General features: G+C 37.6%; 17 protein-coding genes and 1 pseudogene. 11 read left to right on the top strand and 7 right to left on the bottom strand.

What is annotated here, in order from left to right; translation table 11 throughout:
- The first annotated feature begins 13 nt into the window (after nucleotides 1-13).
- The 4 genes and pseudogenes from recX to MKZ30_RS10365 all read left to right on the top strand — a co-directional run bounded on the left by recX (nucleotide 14) and on the right by MKZ30_RS10365 (nucleotide 3,917).
- The gene (gene recX, locus MKZ30_RS10380; protein ID WP_002367194.1) at nucleotides 14-814 is read left to right on the top strand and encodes a recombination regulator RecX; all 801 of its coding nucleotides are present in this window, start codon (nucleotides 14-16) and stop codon (nucleotides 812-814) included.
- The gene (gene mutY / locus MKZ30_RS10375) at nucleotides 804-1,988 is read left to right on the top strand and encodes an A/G-specific adenine glycosylase (RefSeq protein WP_002367193.1); all 1,185 of its coding nucleotides are present in this window, start codon (nucleotides 804-806) and stop codon (nucleotides 1,986-1,988) included. Before recX ends, mutY begins: the two co-directional genes overlap by 11 nt.
- A gap of 180 nt (nucleotides 1,989-2,168) precedes the next feature.
- Nucleotides 2,169-3,293: an LCP family protein gene (locus MKZ30_RS10370; protein ID WP_002374081.1), complete on the top strand. Its 1,125-nt coding sequence runs from the start codon at nucleotides 2,169-2,171 to the stop codon at nucleotides 3,291-3,293.
- Between the two features lie 137 nt (nucleotides 3,294-3,430).
- Nucleotides 3,431-3,917 (top strand): annotated as a pseudogene (locus tag MKZ30_RS10365) (hypothetical protein).
- Between the two features lie 44 nt (nucleotides 3,918-3,961).
- Here MKZ30_RS10365 and MKZ30_RS10360 read toward each other — a convergent pair.
- From MKZ30_RS10360 to MKZ30_RS10345, 4 genes are all read right to left on the bottom strand, one after another.
- Nucleotides 3,962-4,486, bottom strand: coding sequence for a GNAT family N-acetyltransferase (locus MKZ30_RS10360; RefSeq protein WP_033601129.1), 525 nt, complete (start codon nucleotides 4,484-4,486; stop codon nucleotides 3,962-3,964).
- Between the two features lie 16 nt (nucleotides 4,487-4,502).
- The gene (locus tag MKZ30_RS10355; RefSeq protein WP_002384084.1) at nucleotides 4,503-5,342 is read right to left on the bottom strand and encodes an NUDIX domain-containing protein; all 840 of its coding nucleotides are present in this window, start codon (nucleotides 5,340-5,342) and stop codon (nucleotides 4,503-4,505) included.
- Nucleotides 5,343-5,486: 144 nt separating this feature from the next.
- Entirely contained in the window at nucleotides 5,487-6,674 is a 1,188-nt protein-coding gene (locus MKZ30_RS10350) for a toxic anion resistance protein (protein WP_002356447.1), read from the bottom strand.
- 19 nt (nucleotides 6,675-6,693) lie between these two features.
- Nucleotides 6,694-7,374, bottom strand: coding sequence for a 5-bromo-4-chloroindolyl phosphate hydrolysis family protein (locus tag MKZ30_RS10345; protein WP_002356448.1), 681 nt, complete (start codon nucleotides 7,372-7,374; stop codon nucleotides 6,694-6,696).
- 402 nt (nucleotides 7,375-7,776) lie between these two features.
- On the opposite strand from MKZ30_RS10345, the gene MKZ30_RS10340 reads away from it, so the two are divergent.
- Genes MKZ30_RS10340 through MKZ30_RS10330 form a run of 3 tightly spaced genes read left to right on the top strand, consistent with a single transcriptional unit; the run spans nucleotide 7,777 to nucleotide 9,365 of the window.
- Nucleotides 7,777-8,361 (top strand): NUDIX hydrolase, encoded by a 585-nt coding sequence (locus MKZ30_RS10340; RefSeq protein WP_033601136.1) that lies wholly within the window; start codon nucleotides 7,777-7,779, stop codon nucleotides 8,359-8,361.
- Entirely contained in the window at nucleotides 8,358-8,654 is a 297-nt protein-coding gene (gene macP / locus MKZ30_RS10335) for a cell wall synthase accessory phosphoprotein MacP (protein WP_002356451.1), read from the top strand. Before MKZ30_RS10340 ends, macP begins: the two co-directional genes overlap by 4 nt.
- Nucleotides 8,655-8,669: 15 nt before the next feature.
- The gene (locus MKZ30_RS10330; RefSeq protein WP_002356454.1) at nucleotides 8,670-9,365 is read left to right on the top strand and encodes a 5'-methylthioadenosine/adenosylhomocysteine nucleosidase; all 696 of its coding nucleotides are present in this window, start codon (nucleotides 8,670-8,672) and stop codon (nucleotides 9,363-9,365) included.
- 67 nt (nucleotides 9,366-9,432) lie between these two features.
- Here MKZ30_RS10330 and MKZ30_RS10325 read toward each other — a convergent pair whose 3' ends face one another.
- Nucleotides 9,433-9,699, bottom strand: a complete 267-nt coding sequence (locus MKZ30_RS10325) for a GIY-YIG nuclease family protein (protein ID WP_002356455.1) — start codon at nucleotides 9,697-9,699, stop codon at nucleotides 9,433-9,435.
- Nucleotides 9,689-10,423 (bottom strand): tRNA1(Val) (adenine(37)-N6)-methyltransferase, encoded by a 735-nt coding sequence (locus MKZ30_RS10320; protein ID WP_002356457.1) that lies wholly within the window; start codon nucleotides 10,421-10,423, stop codon nucleotides 9,689-9,691. Before MKZ30_RS10320 ends, MKZ30_RS10325 begins: the two co-directional genes overlap by 11 nt.
- 188 nt (nucleotides 10,424-10,611) lie before the next feature.
- Here MKZ30_RS10320 and MKZ30_RS10315 point away from each other — a divergent pair, with 188 nt between their 5' ends.
- The 4 genes from MKZ30_RS10315 to MKZ30_RS10300 are packed head-to-tail and all read left to right on the top strand — an operon-like array spanning nucleotide 10,612 to nucleotide 18,917.
- Nucleotides 10,612-11,238, top strand: a complete 627-nt coding sequence (locus MKZ30_RS10315) for a lysophospholipid acyltransferase family protein (RefSeq protein WP_010816715.1) — start codon at nucleotides 10,612-10,614, stop codon at nucleotides 11,236-11,238.
- 51 nt (nucleotides 11,239-11,289) lie between these two features.
- Entirely contained in the window at nucleotides 11,290-12,558 is a 1,269-nt protein-coding gene (locus MKZ30_RS10310; protein WP_025189232.1) for an exonuclease SbcCD subunit D, read from the top strand.
- 4 nt (nucleotides 12,559-12,562) lie between these two features.
- A complete protein-coding gene (locus MKZ30_RS10305) occupies nucleotides 12,563-15,700 on the top strand; it encodes an SbcC/MukB-like Walker B domain-containing protein (RefSeq protein WP_033601130.1) in 3,138 nt (1,045 codons plus the stop codon).
- Between the two features lie 19 nt (nucleotides 15,701-15,719).
- Nucleotides 15,720-18,917 (top strand): DEAD/DEAH box helicase, encoded by a 3,198-nt coding sequence (locus MKZ30_RS10300; RefSeq protein ID WP_249958762.1) that lies wholly within the window; start codon nucleotides 15,720-15,722, stop codon nucleotides 18,915-18,917.
- A 52-nt stretch (nucleotides 18,918-18,969) separates the two neighbouring features.
- On the opposite strand, the gene MKZ30_RS10295 is transcribed toward MKZ30_RS10300, so the two are convergent.
- A complete protein-coding gene (locus MKZ30_RS10295; protein ID WP_002356474.1) occupies nucleotides 18,970-19,683 on the bottom strand; it encodes an HAD family hydrolase in 714 nt (237 codons plus the stop codon).
- Between the last annotated feature and the right edge of the window lie 168 nt (nucleotides 19,684-19,851).

Genomic DNA, 19,851 nt, shown 5'->3' with positions numbered 1-19,851 from the left:
GCAGGAGAATAAGATGACAACAATCACACGAATTAGTAAAGATAAAGGTGAATTTTATCTACTTTGGCTATCTTCCGGCGAAAAACTGCGTGTCTCGGAAGATATTTTAGTACGGCAGCGTCTGCTAAAAGGCCAAGAGTTATCAGATACTTTAATAGAAGAAATAAAAAAAGCCAGTTCTTATGATGTCGGGTTACAAATGGCGATGAATTACTTAAGCTATCAATTACGTTCAAAGAAAGAGATTTTTACTTATTTAAAAGAGAAAGAAATTGTACCTGAAGATCGAGTAAAAATCGTTCAACGTTTAGAAGAGCTACGGTTGTTGGATGATGCAATTTTTAGTGAAAGTTACGTACGGACAGCTATGCGAACCAGTGATAAAGGACCACGAAATGTGGCACAACAATTAAAGCAAAAAGGCATTAGTGAAGAAGATATTCAGCATGGCTTGACCTTTTATACGTTAGATGAACAGCTTAATGTTGCCACAGCAACTGCAGAAAAGGCCATGAAACGCTATCGAACTAAAAGTTTTAAAGATGCACTACAGAAAACGCGTCTGCATCTGATGCAAAAGGGCTTTACAAATGAAATCATTGATCTAGCTTTGGAATCTTTAGCTTTTGAAAAGGACGAAGAACAAGAACAACAAGCGTTAAACAAGGAAGGCGAACGTTTATGGCGTGCTAATCAGCGATTTGATTTTTCTAAAAAAGTCCAAAAAGTCAAACAAAGCTTATTCCAAAAAGGGTTTGACTATGATTTGGTTCAGCAATTTATTAGCGAAAAGGAAGTAGAACATGACGAATAAAGAGCCTTGGGAGGCGTGGAGTCCCGAAAAAGTTAGTTCATTCCAGGAAGATTTTTTAGCTTGGTATGAACGAGAAAAACGCAATTTACCTTGGCGAGCGAATACAGATGCGTATCGTATTTGGATTTCTGAAATTATGCTACAACAAACTCGCGTAGATACAGTCATTGATTATTTTTATCGATTTATGGAATGGTTTCCGACGATTCAAGATTTAGCGGAAGCGCCAGATGATAAGTTGTTGAAAGCTTGGGAAGGGTTAGGCTACTATTCACGAGCACGTAATTTAAAAGTGGCAGCGCAACAGATTGTTTCAGAATTTGGTGGGAAAATGCCTGACACAATCGAAGATATTCGGAGTTTAAAAGGAATCGGCCCCTATACGGCTGGTGCAATTGGCAGCATTGCTTTTAATCTCCCCGAACCAGCAATTGATGGTAACGTCATGCGGGTAGTGAGCCGTTTATTTGAAATTGATGCAGATATTGCAAAAGCGAGTAATCGTAAAGTATTTGAAGCGGCGATGCTTAAAATCATCGATCGTGAGCGTCCAGGGGATTTTAATCAAGCCTTAATGGATCTAGGCTCAGCCGTCTGCACCCCAACTTCACCTAAGTGTGAAAGCTGTCCGCTTCAGCAATATTGTGCGGCCTATCAGGCAGATAAAATGACCGCTTATCCAGTTAAATCAAAAAAAGTTAAGCCGAAAGATGTGTATTATGTCGGCACTATTATTGAAAATAAAAAGCAAGAATTTTTATTAGAACAACGCCCTGAAACCGGTTTGTTAGCCAATATGTGGCTGTTTCCGATTGAAGAAATTAGCAAAAAACAATTTCAACAATTGCAAAAAATGGCGCAACCAGCAGAAACGGAAAAACAATTAACTTTAGAGTTAGAGCCTGTAACAGAGCCTTTGGTCGCTGAAGAACCTGTCAATGTTTTTGCTGACTATGAAACAGTTGTCTGGCAAAAACGTGCCTTAGGCGAAGTCGTTCATATTTTCAGTCATTTAAAATGGCATATCTTAGTCTTTTATGGCCGAAATACAGGCGAATTAGCCACACTAGAGTCGCAGCGATGGGTGGCAGCACAACAATTTTCAGAGTATGTTTTTCCAAAACCACAGCAAAAAATGGTGGAATTGTTCAAAAAAGAACACAAAAATAAATAACAAAAAAGAGAGGCTTTTAAACAAACAAGCCCCTCTTTTTTGTTTCCTCTAGGTTATACCCCTATATAAATTCTGCTATGTTTAGTTTTGAAGGGGACTGGTAAGATAGACTTGTCTCTTGTCTGCTTAGAGGAGTAGTAATTATGGTGGAGACTTTTCAAGAGAGAGGAAGTACAGCCAATGAGTAGGAAGCGAAAAATCAGCTTAATTAGTTTAGTCATCATTTTGTTTTTTGTCACAGTCGGCTCAGCATACTTTGCTGTAGCGGGTAGCTATTTAAAGAAAACAATTGATAAAGGCTATGTTCCCATAAAAAATGATTATAATGAAGCGCAAAATAAAGATAGTCAATCGTTTTTGATTATGGGGCTAGACAATACAATTGAACGGAAATTAGGCACAACTAGGACTGATGCTATGATGGTGATTACCGTGAATAACAAGACGAAGAAAATAACCTATTTAAGTTTGCCACGGGATAGTTTTGTGCAAATTGATGCGAAAAATTACCAAGGGATGCAGCGAATTGAAGCCGCCTATACCTACGATGGACCGACAGCTTCTGTTAACACAGTTGAGAAATTATTGAATATTCCAATCAATCATTACGTTGTGTTTAACTTTTTATCTTTTATTAAGTTAATTGATGCAGTTGGCGGCATAGATGTCAATGTCAAGCAGGCGTTTGATGGTGTCACCAAAGACGGGCCAGGATCCATTCATTTTGATGCAGGGAAACAGCATTTAGATGGTACGAAAGCTTTATCTTATGCCCGTGAAAGACATAGCGATAACGATATTATGCGTGGATTCCGACAACAAGAAATTATTCAAGCAGTTGAAGACAAGTTGAAATCTGGTCAATCAATCATGAAAATAATGGACATTATTGATTCGTTAAATGGAAACATTCAAACTGATGTGGATTCCAATGAATTGACTCATTTAGTCAAAGAAGGTTTGACTTGGACCAATTATGATAAACAACAGCTTTCTTTTGACTGGCGCACTTTTAGTAATGAAGGGCGCAGTATGGTTGAACTATATCCAGATAGTATTGAAAATGTCCGTCATCAATTACGTGTGTCTTTAAATTTAGAAAAGCCAGATGAACGAGATCAAGACGGCTATGTCTTCCATACGAACGGTGAATTTTTATATCAAAGTGATTATACCGTTCAAGATGAAGCAGCTGAGGAAAACGAAATGACTTCCATCAACGGCAATACGTATATTGGTGTTCCTGGCAATACACAGACTGGCCCGTTGCCATCAGTTAAAACGGAAAATGGCTTTATAAAATAATTTATTTTCCAAGTCTAGAAAATCCGAACATAACAGATTAAGTAATCCGCTTACTTATTATTCTTCTAAGGAAAAAACGAAGGATTTTAGCAAGAAAACAGCGTATCATTTGATATAAACCCAACATTCCCTTTATAATGAAAGTAACAAGCAAATTTTTGTTACTTAGAAGGGGAAGGGAGCAAGGAGTTATGTTTAGTTATACAGATACCATTTTGTCAATTATGCAAAGAATTGAAGTATACAACGAAATTTTCAAAGCCATCTCTAAAGAAGTTCAAGAATACGGTTGTAATCAGGCTGCACATCGGAGAGGCCGTGATACTTATATGTTTTGCCGAAATAATGTGAATCGTTTTTTTACAGAAGAAATGATGTTTCGTAAAAATTTAGAGCCGTATTATGATAAAGAAGCAACGAAAATCTTGCTAGAAGGATTAGATACGTATAAAGAAGGAGTATTTTTCTGGTTAGAGGCATTAAGTGAATCTTGCCAAGTGACAGATGAATTGAAATATCAATTAGGAATCCGCCAAAAAGAATCCTCTTATTTATTAATTAATCAAGCTTGTAAAAGAAGCCTGTGAGGGCATTCAAAGCGCTCATAGTGTTCATAAGATGTAAAAAGTTAGGGATAGCTGTCAATCTGGCAGTTATCCCTAACTTTTTTATTTCAATATCATCTGATAAGCATAACGTTCGCCATCGTTAACATCTAAAATCACGTCACCTTGATAAACAAAGCCAGCTTTTTTAATCAGGTGCTGCATAGCGAGATTTTGTGGATGTGTATCGATTCGAATATCAGTAGCACCTTGCAAACGAGCGGCTGTAACCAGTGAGCGCAAAAGCACCAAAGCCAGTCCTTGACCTTGAAAGGAACTTTTTAGAGCAACACGGTGAATTGCTGTATACGTAGCTTGGGAATGAGGTTGCCAAGAACCATTAAAAATCGCTTCATAAGCAGGATCAATCTCCGAACATAAAACACCAACGCCTGCCAAGGCATTATCAACCATTAAAATATAGCAAGTTTGCTGGTCGATATCTTTTGCTAAAATTTCTTGATTCGGGCCATCGCCGTTTTGCCATTGGGGAATGCCACTTTTTTGTAAGGTGCGGCGTCCATCTTCAATGATAGCAAGGATGTCAGGCAAATCAGAAGGTTCTGCTTTTCTTAAGTAAACAGTCAAAAAATATTCCCTCCTCTTAGAACCCTGTCGTTGTTTTCAATTGGTAAATTTTTGAAGGGCGGCCAATGCCAACGGGACGTTCACCTAACTCTTCAAAATATTGTGTCATGGCTTTTTTAAAATTTGAATGGTCAATGCTGCGATAATCAACGCCGAGGAACTTTGCAAAAACTTTACGGGCTTCCGTAATGGTGAAATCTTTTCCTAAGACTTGAAGCACTTGCGGTTCATGTTCCATCTTATCAACAACACGATTAAACGCCTTAATTATAATTTCACTATGGTCGAAGGCTAATGTATCTTTACCAAGAGAGGCCGCTGTTTTCAAGTCTAAAGTAATTTCCACATCTTCATGAGATAACGTGATGTGTTGACCATGCCGTTCAAGATTGAACCAGTGGACTTCTTTGGCATCGTCGCCAGCAATTAAAGGTTCTTCACCAATAAAGGCTAAATAGCTAACTGTCACGACCCAGCCACGAGGATCTCGATCTGGGCGACTAAAGCTGTGTAATTGTTCAATATTTTCTTGAGAAATCACCACACCAGTTTCCTCTTTTGTTTCTCTTAAAACACTATCTTCAGTAGATTCGTTACGATTAACAAAACCGCCAGGAAGCGCCCATGAGTTTCTAAAGGGGTGACCTTTACGTTGAATCAGTAAGACTTTTAATTGATCGGCTTCCTTGTTGTAACAAAGAAGAACCATATCAACGGTTAAAGAGGGTTTTTCATATTCAGGTAATTCTTGTTGATGATACCAAGTTAAAAACTCTGCTAAGCTAGCTTGGCGTTCATAATAATTTTTTTCTTCGGCTTTAGAAGCAAATTGTGGCACAATTGCTCCTCCTTTCAAAAAGAAACATGGTTTTCTTTTATTGTATCATTAAGTGGCTGAAATACAATATTCAAGCGTAAAAAGAAAAGCAAGCCTGGGACAAAAATCACTTTGGATTTTTGTCCCAGGCTTCTACTATAAGAAGTTTGTTCTAAACGTTGTTTATTGTGTTAATTCTAATAATTTATTTTTCAAATCTTCTTCCATATGGCCAAGTTCGATTTCGGCAGCTTGGCGTTTTTCTTTTCCTTCTTGTTGAATACGTAATGTTTCTTGGATAGTTTCAATTAAATCATTTTGTGTTTTTTGTAATGTTTCAATATCGACTAGGCCACGTTCGTTTTCTTTTGCTGTTTCAATTGCAGAAATTTTTAGCATTTCTGAATTTTTCTTCAGTAAGTCATTGGTGGTTTCAGAGACTTGACGTTGAGCAGTCACAGCATCTTTTTGACGGAGTAAGGTCAAGGCGATGACTACTTGGTTTTTCCATAACGGAATCGCTGTATTCACCGATGATTGAATTTTCTCAGCCAAAGCTTGGTTAGTATTTTGGATTAAACGAATTTGTGGGGCTTGTTGAATCGTAATTTGACGAGCCAAGCGTAAATCATGGGTTCTTTTTTCTAAACGGTCTAGGAATTGGTTATAATCATTAACAATTTGGACATCCATTTGATCCCCAGATTCTTCCGCTTTTTTCATGGCTTCAGGGATAATTTGCGTCCGTAGTTCTTCTGCTTTTAATTCCCCAGCGGCAATATAGATGTTTAAGGCATCAAAATAATCTTTATTTTTTTGATACAATTGATCTAACATGGCATTATCTTTTAAAAGACCATCTTTTTCATGGGTTAATTTGACAGCAATTTTGTCAATTTGCGCACCAATTTTTTGATATTTGGCGGTAATTTCGTAAACGGATTGTTTGACTTTACCTAACATTTTTTGAATAAAGTTGCCTTCGCCAGCACGTAATTCATTGGGATTGGCTTCATTTAAACGAAACATTAAATCGGTCAGTGAATCACCAACAGGACCAATGTCTTGTGCTTGAACGTGGTTTAACATCGCTTGCGAAAATTCGCCAAGTTTGATTTGGGCATTTGAACCATAGGTAATTACTGCTTGTGAATCTTGAACGTCAATTTTTGAAGCTAACTCTTTTGCTTGGGCTTGACGTTCTTGTGGTAATTTATCAATTAAACGAGGAGCTGCTTGCTGTTCTTTTAACTCAGATAGTTCATTTTGTTGCGTTGGTGTTAGTTCATCCATTGATGAAAATGGATTACTTAATAAATCGTCCAATGTATTGGTTACAGATGTTGTTTCTTTGGGTTGTTGCTCAGTCATTTTTTTTCCTCCCTAATGATTATTGCTGGTCTTCGTTTACTTGAGGTGATTCCTCAGTTGCAGCTTTTTGCGACAAGCTGCTTTTAGCGATCGACATTTCGACATCTAAATCGTCTAAGTCATCGGAAACGATTTCCTCATAATCATTTTTAACTAATTTTGACAATTGGTCAATGATTTGTGCGCTTTCTTCTAATTTTTCATACGTTTGTTTGTTTTTTACTTCATGTTGTTCGATTTCTAAATGTTTACTTGTTAAGTCAACGATATTTGGTAAATGTGTGTAGAGAAAGTGATTGGCTAAGTGTAACTTTTTAGGTTCTTTCACTAACTCTTTAAACAGAGCTTTAGAAACCTTCGTTGTATCATTACGTAAGTCAATCGCCCGTAATTTAGTTGAACGATTCATGTTTTCTTGTAATTGTATGATTTGTTTTTTGGCTGTGCTCATTGTACTTCTGAAAAAATCAATTTCTTGTGGAGATAACCCCAACTCACGATAATGGGCTTCTTTATCTTTCGTTAAGTAAGGCATTTGATCGCTCTTGTCGGCGGCATTTTTCTTTTTTCGATAGAGAACGAATACTAAAAAGCCTACCAGAATCACAAAAGCGAAGAAGCCATATTCTCTAGCGACAGCAATGATTAAGGCTCCTAAAAGAATATAGCCAATCAGTAATTTTGTATTTAATTTGTTCATTTATATAGTTCCTCCTATCTATCTAATCCTCGAAAGAGTCAGCTCTCGTTACAATAGTTATTTTAGCATACTCTGTGAGAGAAAAGACATACAGCGGAAGATGTATTTTATGATTTAGTGAAATCCTAAGAAAAAAAGTATAAAACGCAAAAAAAGACCCGTCCTAATTGGGGGTAGGACGGGAAAGGAGTTAAAAATGAAAAAGTGTTTTGTTAGGGTTGTTTGTTGGTATGCTTAAATAATACAAGGAAGTTGTGAATTTTTTATGTCTATTTTTTTTCGAAAATGTAATTTTTTTCTAAAGCAATAAATTTTTTTCTTTGAAAAGGGTTTAACTAGAGAAGAAGGGGTGCGATTTTTATCATTTTAGGGTATGATAAACAAGAAAGGTTGGTGAAAGATATGTTAAATTATGAGGACTTCGAAGAAAAAACACTTCAACGTCGAGAAATTTTTAAAGGAAAGATTATTGATGTTTTTTTGGATGACGTGGCTTTACCGACAGGCGGCACAGCTAAACGCGAATTGGTTTTTCATTCAGGCGCAGTAGCTATGATTCCGTTAACCGCAGAAGGAAAAATCGTCTTAGTTAAACAATTTAGAAAACCCTTGGAACAAGTGATTTTAGAGATTCCGGCGGGAAAAATTGATCCTGGAGAAGAAAATCAATTGGAAATGACGGCTATGCGGGAATTAGAAGAAGAAACTGGGTATCGTGCAGGTAAGCTCACCTACATAAATTCAATGTATCTGTCACCAGGATTTGCTAACGAAAAATTGGCTCTCTATTTGGCAACGGATTTGCAGAAAGTCGAAAATCCGCGTCCTCAAGATGAAGATGAAATCTTGGAACTTTACGAGCTAACAATAGCTGAAGCCAAAGCAGAAGTGGCAAAGGGCACGATTTGTGATGCCAAAACACTTTTTGCTATACAATACTGGGAATTGTATTTACTGCAGAGACAGTTTAAGGAGGACACGCAATGAGCAAAGGTCCGTTAGTCACTCGGACAGAACTTCGCAAACGCAGAGAAGCAGAAGAAAAAGAAGCAGAACGTCGTCAGCAGGAAGAACAGAAGCTGGCGGAAAAAGCGTATAAGCGAAAAGAAAAAGAAATTTCGACGTTTTATCGTAAAGAAAAGAAAAAACAAAAACCAATCAACAAGTCACGAGTAGGAGAATACTCGAAGCGTCGAGAACGGAGTACTTGGTTAAACAAGGCAATTATTATTGTAGCGATTTTATTAGCCGTTGTGGCGTATATCGTTTTGAATTTATAGAAAAGAGGAATCACTATGAAAATTGGAATTATTGGAGCAATGGATCAAGAGGTCAAAATTCTAAAAGAAAAATTGACAGACACGATGTCATGGGAACGAGCAGGCGCTTTATTTGTTTCTGGTTCGTTAGGAAGACATGAGGTGATTGTGGTTCGTTCAGGAATTGGTAAAGTGGCCTCAGCTGTGACCACGACTTTATTGATTCATCAATATGGCGTAAATATGGTGATTAATACAGGTTCTGCTGGTGGTATCGGTGAAGGACTAAAAGTCGGCGATTTAGTCATTGCAGACAAATTAGCTTACTTTGATGTTGATGTCACTGGTTTTGGTTATGCCTATGGACAATTGCCTGGTGGTGTGCCTTTGTATTTTGAAACAAGTGAATACTTGCGGATGGAAATTGCGAAAGCTGCTGAAAAAACTGGTTTAGCTATTCGTAAAGGATTGATTGTTACTGGAGATACTTTTGTGGATAGCGCTGAGAAAATCGCCAAAATTAAGAAAGAGTTTCCTGAAGCCTTAGCTTGTGAAATGGAAGGCGCAGCAATTGGCCAAGCCGCTTCACAGTTCAATATTCCATTCTTAGTTGTACGGGCAATGAGTGATACAGCAGATGGCGAAGCAACTCAAAGCTTTGACGAATTCATCGATGAAGCTGGGAAAAAATCAGCCGAAATGGTTATTCATTTTGTCGAAAACTTAGTTTAAAAAGAGAAAGAAACAGCCATCATTTCATCAATGAAATGATGGCTGTTTCTTTCTGAGTTATTGTCATTTAATGGAAGGTTTTTAAATACTGTTCTTTTTGTTTACGCGTTAATTTTTTAAAGGCGGCTTCGGCTTTGGTGGCCGCGCTACGTGTTTCAAATTTCTCTGTATGAATCATTTTGACTGGCCGTCGTTTGGCTAATCGAGTATATTTTGCACCAGTTCCGCTATTATGTTCGGTTAATCGACGTTCTGGCTCAGTTGTATAGCCACCGTAAAAGGAACCATCTTGGCAAAGTAAAACATAAAAATAATGGGATTTCTTATTCTCCATAAAGCATAGCCTTCATTTCTGCTTCGTATTCGTTCTTTTCATTGTATGTAAAAAGAGGTGGTAACACACGAAAACCGTCTTTTTTGCCTTGTTTAATGCCTTCAATTAGTAAAACATTAGCTTCTTTGCCTGGCTTCGGATAAACAAACCGAGCTTTTTTCGGCGCAATATTGGCGTTTTCCATGGCATGTAAAATATCCAGGAAACGATCAGGACGATGAACCATTGCGAGGCGACCATTTGTTTTTAATAAATCCGCCGACACAGTGACCACTTCTTGAAGAGACGTGTGAATTTCATGACGGGCAATCGCTAAGTGCGGGTTTGGATTTTTTTGGCTAGTTGGTCGTTCTTTAAAGTATGGGGGGTTACATAGTACTAAATCGACAGAATCTTTTTTGATGACCTCTGTCGCTTGTTTTAAATCACGTTCATACATCGTTACTTGTTTTTCCAATTTATTTAATAGAATACTTCGTTGACCCATATCTGCCAAACGAGGTTGTAATTCGATTTGGTCGATCTTTGCAGCTGTTTTCCGACTAACGAAGAGGCCGACCGCGCCATTGCCAGCACACAAATCGACAATCTTGCCTTTTTTTGGTAGTTGCGGAAAATTAGCCAATAAGACTGCATCAATGGAAAAAGAAAAGACTTCTTTGCTTTGAATAATTTGAATATCATCCGCATATAATTGATCAATCCGTTCGCCGGATAATAACATAGATTAAGAACCTCCAACTTTTCATCTGATTGTTCATGTATTATACTACTTTTAAACCCGTATGACAAAATCTGTTCCCTAGATTAGTGGGGGCATGTTATTTCTCTGATTGATAGAAGTAAAAAAAGCTTGTCAAAAGGTAGAGCTTTCGGCATACTAGAAAGCGGAGAGAAGAAAGGAAGAAAATTATGTTTTTTACATTTATGCGTGGCGTGGTTCGCGTCATTTTATTTGTGATTAATGGAAATGCACATTATGAAAATAAAGAAAAATTACCAAAAGACCAAAACTATGTCTTAGTTGCGCCGCATCGAACATGGTGGGAACCGCTGTATTTAGCTGTTGCTGGCAGTCCTAAGAAGTTTAGCTTTATGGCAAAAAAAGAGTTGTTTAAAAATCCTGTTTTACGTTTCATTTTAAAACATGCGAATGCGTTTCCGGTGGATCGTGAGAAGCCCGGTCCCAGCGCGATTAAAACACCTGTCAAAATTTTAAAAAATTCTGATTTAAGTTTGATTATGTTCCCTAGTGGCACGCGTCATTCCTCAGAATTAAAAGGTGGGGTAGCCTTGATTGCTAAAATGGGGCGAGTACCTATCGTGCCATCTGTTTATCAAGGTCCGTTAACTTTAAAAGAGTTGTTTAAACGTAAAAAAGTAACGGTTCGTTTTGGGGAGCCAATCGATATTAGCGATATTAAAAAAATGGATAAAGACGGTTTAGCTGAAGTGGAACGTCGGATGCAAGAAGCATTTGATCAGTTAGATAAAGAAATTGATCCAACTTTTAAGTATGATTCAACAGAAAAAGAATAAAACAAACCGCTATAGAATAGGTATGTTACTGGCAGGTAGTCTCATCAAAAGATGATGCTCCCTGTCTTTTTTCTTGCGTTAAGAAAAAAGTTTGTTAAAAATCTAATTCTTCTGTCCGATTTTCTTAAAAAATACCAGAAATTTGTTATAATAATAAGAAGGACTTTTTTAGGCGGTGAAAAAATGAAATTTTTACATACAGCAGATTGGCATATTGGCAAAAAATTACATGGTTTTGATTTGTTGGCAGAACAAAGAGAAGCCTTTAAACAAATCTTAGCAATTGCGAAAGAAGAGCAAGTGGATGCTGTTGTGATCGCTGGAGATTTGTATGATCGCTCTGTTCCAGCGGTTGAAGCAGTCGAGGTTTTTAATGAAATGATGATTCAAATGAATCTCAAAGAGCATTTCCCCGTGTTAGCTATTTCGGGAAACCATGATAGCAGTACTCGTTTAGAAACAGGAGGCCCTTGGTTTAACCAAACGCAATTTCATTTGAATACGCGTTTAGAACAAGCCTTTCAACCAATTGAAATCGACAATACCCAATTTTATTTGTTGCCTTATTTTGAACCGATTGCGGCTCGCTTATATTTTGAAGATGAAACGATTCGAACGATTCAGGCGGCGATGGAAAAAGTTGTCGCGAAAATGCAGGAATCTTTTCTCCCCAACAAAAAACAAGTGTTAGTTAGTCATTTTTTTGTCGCTGGCAGTGAAAAAACTGATTCTGAAACAAAATTAACAGTGGGTGGTTTGGATGTTGTTCCAACGGCTTTGTTAGAGCCTTTTGATTATGTCGCGTTGGGCCACTTACATGGAAAAAATGCGTTGCAGGTACCTAATGCTCGATACAGTGGTTCGCCTGTAAAATTTTCTTTATCAGAAATGATACAAGAAAAGGGTGTTTGGCTTGTTGAAACAGAAACTGAAGTTCATTTTCAATTCCGTGCTTTGAAACCATTACGAGACATTCAACAATTGACGGGCTCGTTTCAGCAGTTAACGGATCCCACTTTTTATCAAGAAGTGAATCGGGAAAATTATTTACATGTCCAATTAACCGACCGAGCGATCATTCCCAACATGATGAATCAATTGCGAAAAATTTACCCCAAAATTATTGGGTTGGAACGTTTGAATGGTCGAGAAACAAGCAACGGAAATCAGAAAAAAGTGGTACAAATAGAACAACGTTCACCAGAAGAACATCTGCATGACTTTTTTAACGATGTGACAGGAGAGGCCTTGACAGAACAACAAGCACAATGGGTCCAAGAAGAACTGAGTACACTTAATCAATTAGAAAGAGGGAAGTAACAGGATGAAACCATTATCTTTAACATTGAAAAACTTCGGACCGTATATTAATGAAACCATTGATTTTACGAAGTTTGAAGATTCTTCACTTTTTCTAATTAGTGGAAAAACAGGGTCTGGGAAAACAACGATTTTTGATGGAATGAGCTATGCTTTGTTTGGTGAAAGTTCTGGAAAATTACGTTTAGGCAAAGAAATGCGTTCCACATTTGCTGACCCCTCAGAAGCCACTGAAGTTACTTTGCTTTTTAAACATAACGAGTATCTCTATGAACTGAACCGCCTTCCCGAACAAGAACTTTTTAAAAAACGTGGCACAGGAGTCCGTAAACAAAGTGCCAAAATTTCTTTAATTGTCAAAGATGCTCAAGGAAAAGAACTACGAGCCTATTCTAAAAGACGTGAAGTGGACGAACTCATTCAAGAATTATTGCATTTAAATGCCAATCAATTTGCTCAAATTGTATTGTTACCACAAGGAGAGTTTCGGACTTTTTTAATTGCTAAAAGTGATGAAAAAGAAAAGGTTTTGCGTAATTTATTCGGAACAGAATTGTATCAGTTGTTCAGCGAAAATTTAAAAGAACGCTTAAAAATTGCCAATCAAGAGATTCAAGAAACCCAGCAAAAAATTGAACTGAAAACAGAACAGTTGCATTGGTCAGAAGAACCTGAACCGACAATGACACTTTTTGAAAAACTTCAATTATTAGAAAGCCAACAACAAGAGGCTCAGCAACAACTATTAGTTGAAAGAGAACAAATTGCAACCTTAAAACAAGCCAAACAAGCAAAAGAGCAAGTTCGTTATGCTATTGAAGAACGGCAAAACTTGCAACAGCAAAAAGAAGAATTACTGGAAAAGAAAGCAAAACAAGCTGAACAGGAAACCGTCATTGAGCGGCTAAAGGAACAGATTCAGCAATTAAAATGGAGCCAAAAACAGCAATCTTTAGCTGAAAAAGTCTTTGAAAAACGAAGCGAAAAACAACAAAAAGAGCAAGAAACAAAGTCCAAACAACAAGCTCTCATGGAAACGCAACAAGCATTGACGGATTGGCAAGCAATCCTGAGTGAGTTGGAAGAACAACAACCATTGATTGCTGAAAAACAAGAACGTCTTCAAACGATTCAACGTCAATTACCACAATACCAAGAATATGAACAGTTAGCCCAACGAAAAATAGCAGAGCAAGCCAATTATCAAGCCATTCAAGAAGAGTATGAATCTTGCCAACAGGAAAAAATAACATTAGAGGATAAAGTGGCGACAGCCAAACAATTTATTGAACAAGAAGGAACACTTGAAAAAGCAAATTTTGAATGTTCTAGTGTAGCAGATCATTGGCAAAATTTTGTAGAACGTTGGCAAAAAAATCAAAAAGCTTGGCAAAAAATTAGTCAAAACCAAGGGGAATTGCACGAGTTGACACAACGGTTTGCAGTTGAACAGCAACAAAAAAGCGCCGAAGAAACGAAGTTGCAGACAAAGAAAAGTCAATGGGCCTCTTTACAAATCCAACGATTAAGCTTGTTACTTGAAGAGGGGGCACCTTGCCCAGTTTGTGGCTCTTTAGAACATCCAAAGCAACAAACTCATCAAGAAGTTTCCCTAGAAGAGATTGATCAAGCGGAACGGGAATTAACGGAAGTTGAAAAAACGGTTCAACGATTTACTGAAACGCTCTCTGCATTAGGGGCGGAAAAGCAACAGAAAGAAAGCCAATTACAAGAACAGGAAGCTGCGTATACTGAGGAACAAGAACAATTAGCAGCCCAGTTTGCTGACTTGCAGTTGCCGTTAACAGGACTAACTTTTTCACAAGTAACACCTGCAGAAATTGCGGAAGTTGAGTCGCAATTAGCTAAAGAAAAACAACAAATAGCACAAAAACTAACGGAAATTTCAGTCGAAAAGGACCATCTAGCGGAACTAGAAGAACAAGTAGCTGAAAATTCCCAACGCTTTGAAGTGCTCCGACAACAAGTAGAAACAATGCAACAAAGTCTGGAAAGAATCACTATCCAGCAGCAAATGATTGCTAGCCAATTATTGGATGCAACCGTCACATACGAAGAAATGACCAAACAACAAACTTTGCTTCAAGAAGAACTCTCTGCATTTGAACGTCAAAAAGAAAACGTGACGACACAAGGAGAAACCTTGAAGAAAGAAGAAATGATCCTTGAAAGTACCTTGACGCATTTGGAGAAAGAACAACAAACACTTCAACAAACAGTCGCGCAACTTGAGAGTCAGTTAAACGCAATTTTAACGGAACAAGGAGTGACAGAGGACCAATTGACGGAGTGGTTGAAAGAGGTACCGACACTAGAAAGTCAGCAAGAACAAATTTCTTTATTTGAACAAGAGCAAACCCAACTGACTATCCAACTCGCTGAAATTGAGAAAAAATTATCTAGTGATACGTTCCCAGAATTATCTTTAATCACCACAGAAATTGAACAAATAACACAACAAATTGAAGAACAAGAAAAAAAATACTATCAACTGCATGAAAAAATGCTGAACAACCAACAGTTGGTTCAAGAAATTAATGCGCAAAGAACAACAATTGAAGACAAGTTTGAGGAAGTTGCTGCACTACAACAGTTGGCAGATACGGTGAATGGCAATAATTCTAAAAAAATTAGTTTTGAACGGTATATGTTACAAACGTATTTAGAAAGAGTGCTGACAGTCGCTAATCAGCGTTTAGACCGCCTGACCAATAGTCGTTATCAATTTGAATTGAATCACGAAGCAGGCAGTTATCGGAATCAAACGGGGCTAGAAATCAATATTTATGATGACAATTCAGGGACGGTGCGCAGCGCTCACACGTTATCAGGCGGGGAAAGTTTTATAGCAGCGTTAGCTTTGGCACTTTCTTTAGCAGAAGTGATTCAAGAACAAGCAGGCGGAGTCTTAATTGATGCGTTGTTTATTGATGAAGGCTTTGGTTCCTTAGATGAAGAAGCATTGGAAATGGCAATGGAGGCGTTAGAAACGATTGAAAATGAAGGCCGCATGATTGGGATTATTAGTCATATTGGCGAATTAAAAGCACGAATTCCACAACAATTACAAATAAAAAGCAATGGGAATGGTCAAAGTACCGTTCGCTATCAGCTAGCTTAGTAGAAGAGGAGGTGAGTCGATGAAATGGAGTATTCCAGAGCGAATCGTTGAACAGGGGCGCGAATATATGCAAGAAGGCCGGGTCTTATCTATCGTTCAAAATCCAGAAAAAAGGATCTGGTTGTCTGAGGTTTTAGGGGAAGAACTTTATCTTGTTGAACTGGATGGTACCGCCAAAGAACAAGATGTTTGTGAATGTCAATATTGGATGGAACATGGCTATTGCAAGCATACAGTGGCAGTTGAACTGGCACTGAAACAACGAGGCGTGTCAAGAATTATTCAAGCGAATCAAACAGTCAGTTTTGAGAAAACAAATCGATCAACAGCTGAAATGTTTACCAAAGGCTTTGCCAAATTAAGCAAACCTTCTGCCGAAGTTCCCTTGCAGCCTTTACGTTTAGAATTTCATTTAGATGTGATTGAAACGAATAATTACTATCCAGAATTATCAACGATTGGTCTTTCTTTAAAAATTGGTTTGGAAGGCACCAAACCTAAAACATATATTGTGAAAAATATTGGTGATTTTTTACAAGCATATGAAAAAGAAATGACTTTTATGGTGAATAAACAACACCAATTTACTTTGCTACATGATTCTTTTTCAATGGAGATTCAAGAAATTTTAACAGAACTTGCGGCAATTTATCATACCAGCCAATTATTAGGTGCAAACGGTATTCAAGTTAAAGGGAAAATCGACAAACGTTATCTATTATTACCAATTGATCGCAGTCAATCGTTAGTTGAAAAAATGAATCGAACGGGTCAGTTTATATTGACCAATCAAACTCATAAGTATCGCTATCTAACGTTCAAAGAAACCAGTTTGCCACTTACGTTTACAGTGCAAAAAACCGAGGAACAAAGCTTCAAATTAACTATTCAGAATCCTATTACAACGTTTCTAGCCCACTATCACTGGGCGATTGCGGATCAAACGGTTTATTTACTAACAGAAGAGCAGGAAGCCATCTACACCACGTTACTTCAATTAATGAAACGCTTGGAAGAGCCGTCAATTATTTATGAAAAAGAAACAGTTTCTGATTTATTTAGTGAAGTGTTACCATTATTGGAAAAAATTGGTCGAGTGTCTGTTGAAGAATCAGTTGAAGAATTAGTCGTCCATCATCCTTTAAAAGCAGTCTTTATTTTTAAGAAAATTAAAGGTCGGATTAACGCTCGGATTGACTATCACTATGGAGAAGTCATTTTCTCGACAAACCCGAAATATGCTCAATTACCTGAAGTTAATCAAGAAATCGTTCGAGATAAAGCAAAAGAAACAGCAATTAAACAGCAATTTCAACAGTTTGCCTATCAGCAAACAACCACAGGCTTTGAAAAAGTCTTACCTGCTGGAGAGTCCTTGTATTATTTCTTTAAAGCCGAGGTTCCAGCTTTCCGTCAATTAGGAGAAGTTCGGATGGGACGGAAATTACGGGAATTGTATTTAGATGCCCAGCATCATCAACCAACGATTGAAGTTGCGGAAGGGGATTCTTGGTTAGATATTCGGTTTGATGTCACTGGCATTGATGAAACCGAAATCGATGCAGTCTTGACTAGTCTGCTACGTAATGATGCTTTTTATACGTTAAAAAGTGGTGAAATTCTTGCTTTTGACTCAGAGGAATTTTTCCATACAAGTGCAATTTTAACGAAGCTGCGAAAAAATATGCATCAAGAAGACAATGTCATTCATGTGCCCAAAAATCAAGGTCTCATGATCGAAAGTTTATTAGAAGACAACGAGCGGGCACATTTTTCAGATTCCTTTAAAAAAATGGTCACGGATTTAACGCATCCAGAAAACTTTGAAGCGCAAGTCCCCAAAACCTTACAAGCAACGTTACGCCATTATCAAGAAACAGGGTATAAATGGCTGAAAATGCTTAGCCATTATCAATTTGGCGGTATTTTAGCTGATGAAATGGGTTTAGGGAAGACACTGCAAACCATTACCTATTTACTTTCGGAAAAAGAAGAAGAGCGCTTGAAAGGGACCGCTTTGATTGTCGCACCTGCAAGTTTAACCTATAACTGGTTAGCCGAAGTCAAACGTTTTGCGCCAACCTTAAATGTTCAAGTGGTTTCTGGCAATCGCCAAGAACGAGCAGCGCTTTTACAAAATAGCACCGAAGATATTCTGATTACTTCTTATGCAAGTATGCGACAAGATGTTCAGCTTTATCAGGAAATGCGTGTCGGCTATTTGATTCTAGATGAGGCCCAAATGGTTAAAAATAGTGGGACTAAAACGGCGCAAGCCTTAAAAAGTTTAAAAGTACCACAACGTTTTGCATTAAGTGGCACACCAATTGAAAATAATTTAGATGAAATGTGGTCAATTTTCCAAATGATCTTACCGGGATTGTTCCCAGGCAAAAAAGTCTTTCGAGAAATTAAGCCAGAAGAAATTGCCAAAATGATTCAACCATTCATTTTACGACGAGACAAGAAAACGGTGCTCGCAGACTTACCAGAAAAAATTGAAAATAATATGTACAGTGTCTTAACAGAAGAACAAAAAACGGTTTATTTGGCCTATCTAAAACAAATGCAAGCAGATGTCAGTCAAATGGATCAGGCAACCTTCAAGAAAAATCGCATGAGTATTTTAGCAGGCTTGACCCGTTTACGACAAATCTGTTGCGATCCGCGTTTGTTTATTGAGGATTACACGGGAGGTTCTGGCAAAGTGGAACAAGTCAAAGACTTTTTAGTGGCTGCCAAAGAAAACAATCGTCGTGTCCTATTATTTTCTCAGTTCACAAGCATGCTTTCTATCTTAGAAAAAGAATTGAATGAATTAGGTTTAGAGACGTTCTATTTACGAGGAAGTACGAAGCCCCAAGATCGGTTAACGATGGCGAATGCCTTCAATGAAGGAGAAAAAGATGTCTTTTTAATTTCATTGAAAGCAGGGGGAACCGGACTAAATTTAACTGGTGCAGATACAGTTATTTTATACGATTTATGGTGGAATCCCGCAGTCGAAGAACAAGCGGCTGGTCGGGCGCACCGCATGGGACAAAAAAAGGTTGTTGAAGTGTGGCGGATGATTGCAGAAGGAACGGTTGAAGAAAAAATGAATTCCTTACAGCAAGAAAAACGCGAGCTGTTCCAAAAAGTGATTCAAGGAAATGAAGAGCAATTAGCGAAAATGACGGAAGAAGATATTCGCACAATTTTAAGCATTGGAGAATAGAAAAAAACCTAACTACATTTCAAATTTGAAGCGTAGTTAGGCTTTTTTATTTTTAAAGATTAAATAATTTCTCCACAGTCGGACAAAGTTCAGTGAAACAAGTGACTTCTGCAAGGTGTGATGCAGGTTGGCAACTTGGTAGTTCACGAGAGCGGTGGTTAAACCAAAGAGAATGCCAGCCACCATTACGTGCGCCTACAATATCATTGTCATAACTATCACCAACATATAAAGTATGTTCAGGTTCCATACAAAATTGATTACAGGCTAAATCAAAAATTTCCTTTTCAGGTTTTTGAAAACCCGTACTTTGAGAAATAATGATATTTTGGCTTGGAACCCATTTTTCAAGATTCAATTGTTTAACTTTTTTAAATTGATGGTCTGTTGGACCATTTGTAATAATCCCCATCGGAATTTCCTTTTCTTGTAAAGTATCAAGAAGCTTAGTAACTTCTGGATGCATCGTAATATTATCCAATTCTTCTTCATAAACTTGTTGGAAAATTTTTCCTTCTTCTTGTGAAATTCCTGGATAGTTTAGATCCTTTAATGTTTCATTCATCCGGAAAAACCGCATGAAATCTAGGGACCATTCATTGGCTAAAACTTTCGGAAACGTTTCATCGCTGTGGTGTCTAAAACGAAGATACAATTCATGCATATCCTCTGTCGCAACGTTCGGGAAAATTTTAGTCATCGCATTTCGAAAGGGTTGTTGCTGATCGTACAGCGTGTCATCAACATCAAAAACAATGGTTCTCATTTAACAAGTGCACCTCTTAACTTTTTTACAAAACTTTTCATATGTTATATTGTAGCTGATATTTTCACAAATAAATAGAGTATTTTTCACTGTATTTCAAGGTTTTTCGCAGAAATCAAAGCCTTGCGGGAAAAGACAATTATAGTTATTTTTACCGAAAAAATGGAA

The sequence above is a fragment of the Enterococcus sp. LX10 genome, from assembly GCF_023539285.1.
Taxonomy (GTDB): Bacteria; Bacillota; Bacilli; order Lactobacillales; family Enterococcaceae; genus Enterococcus; species Enterococcus faecalis.
This window is presented reverse-complemented; position numbering and strand designations above follow the sequence as displayed.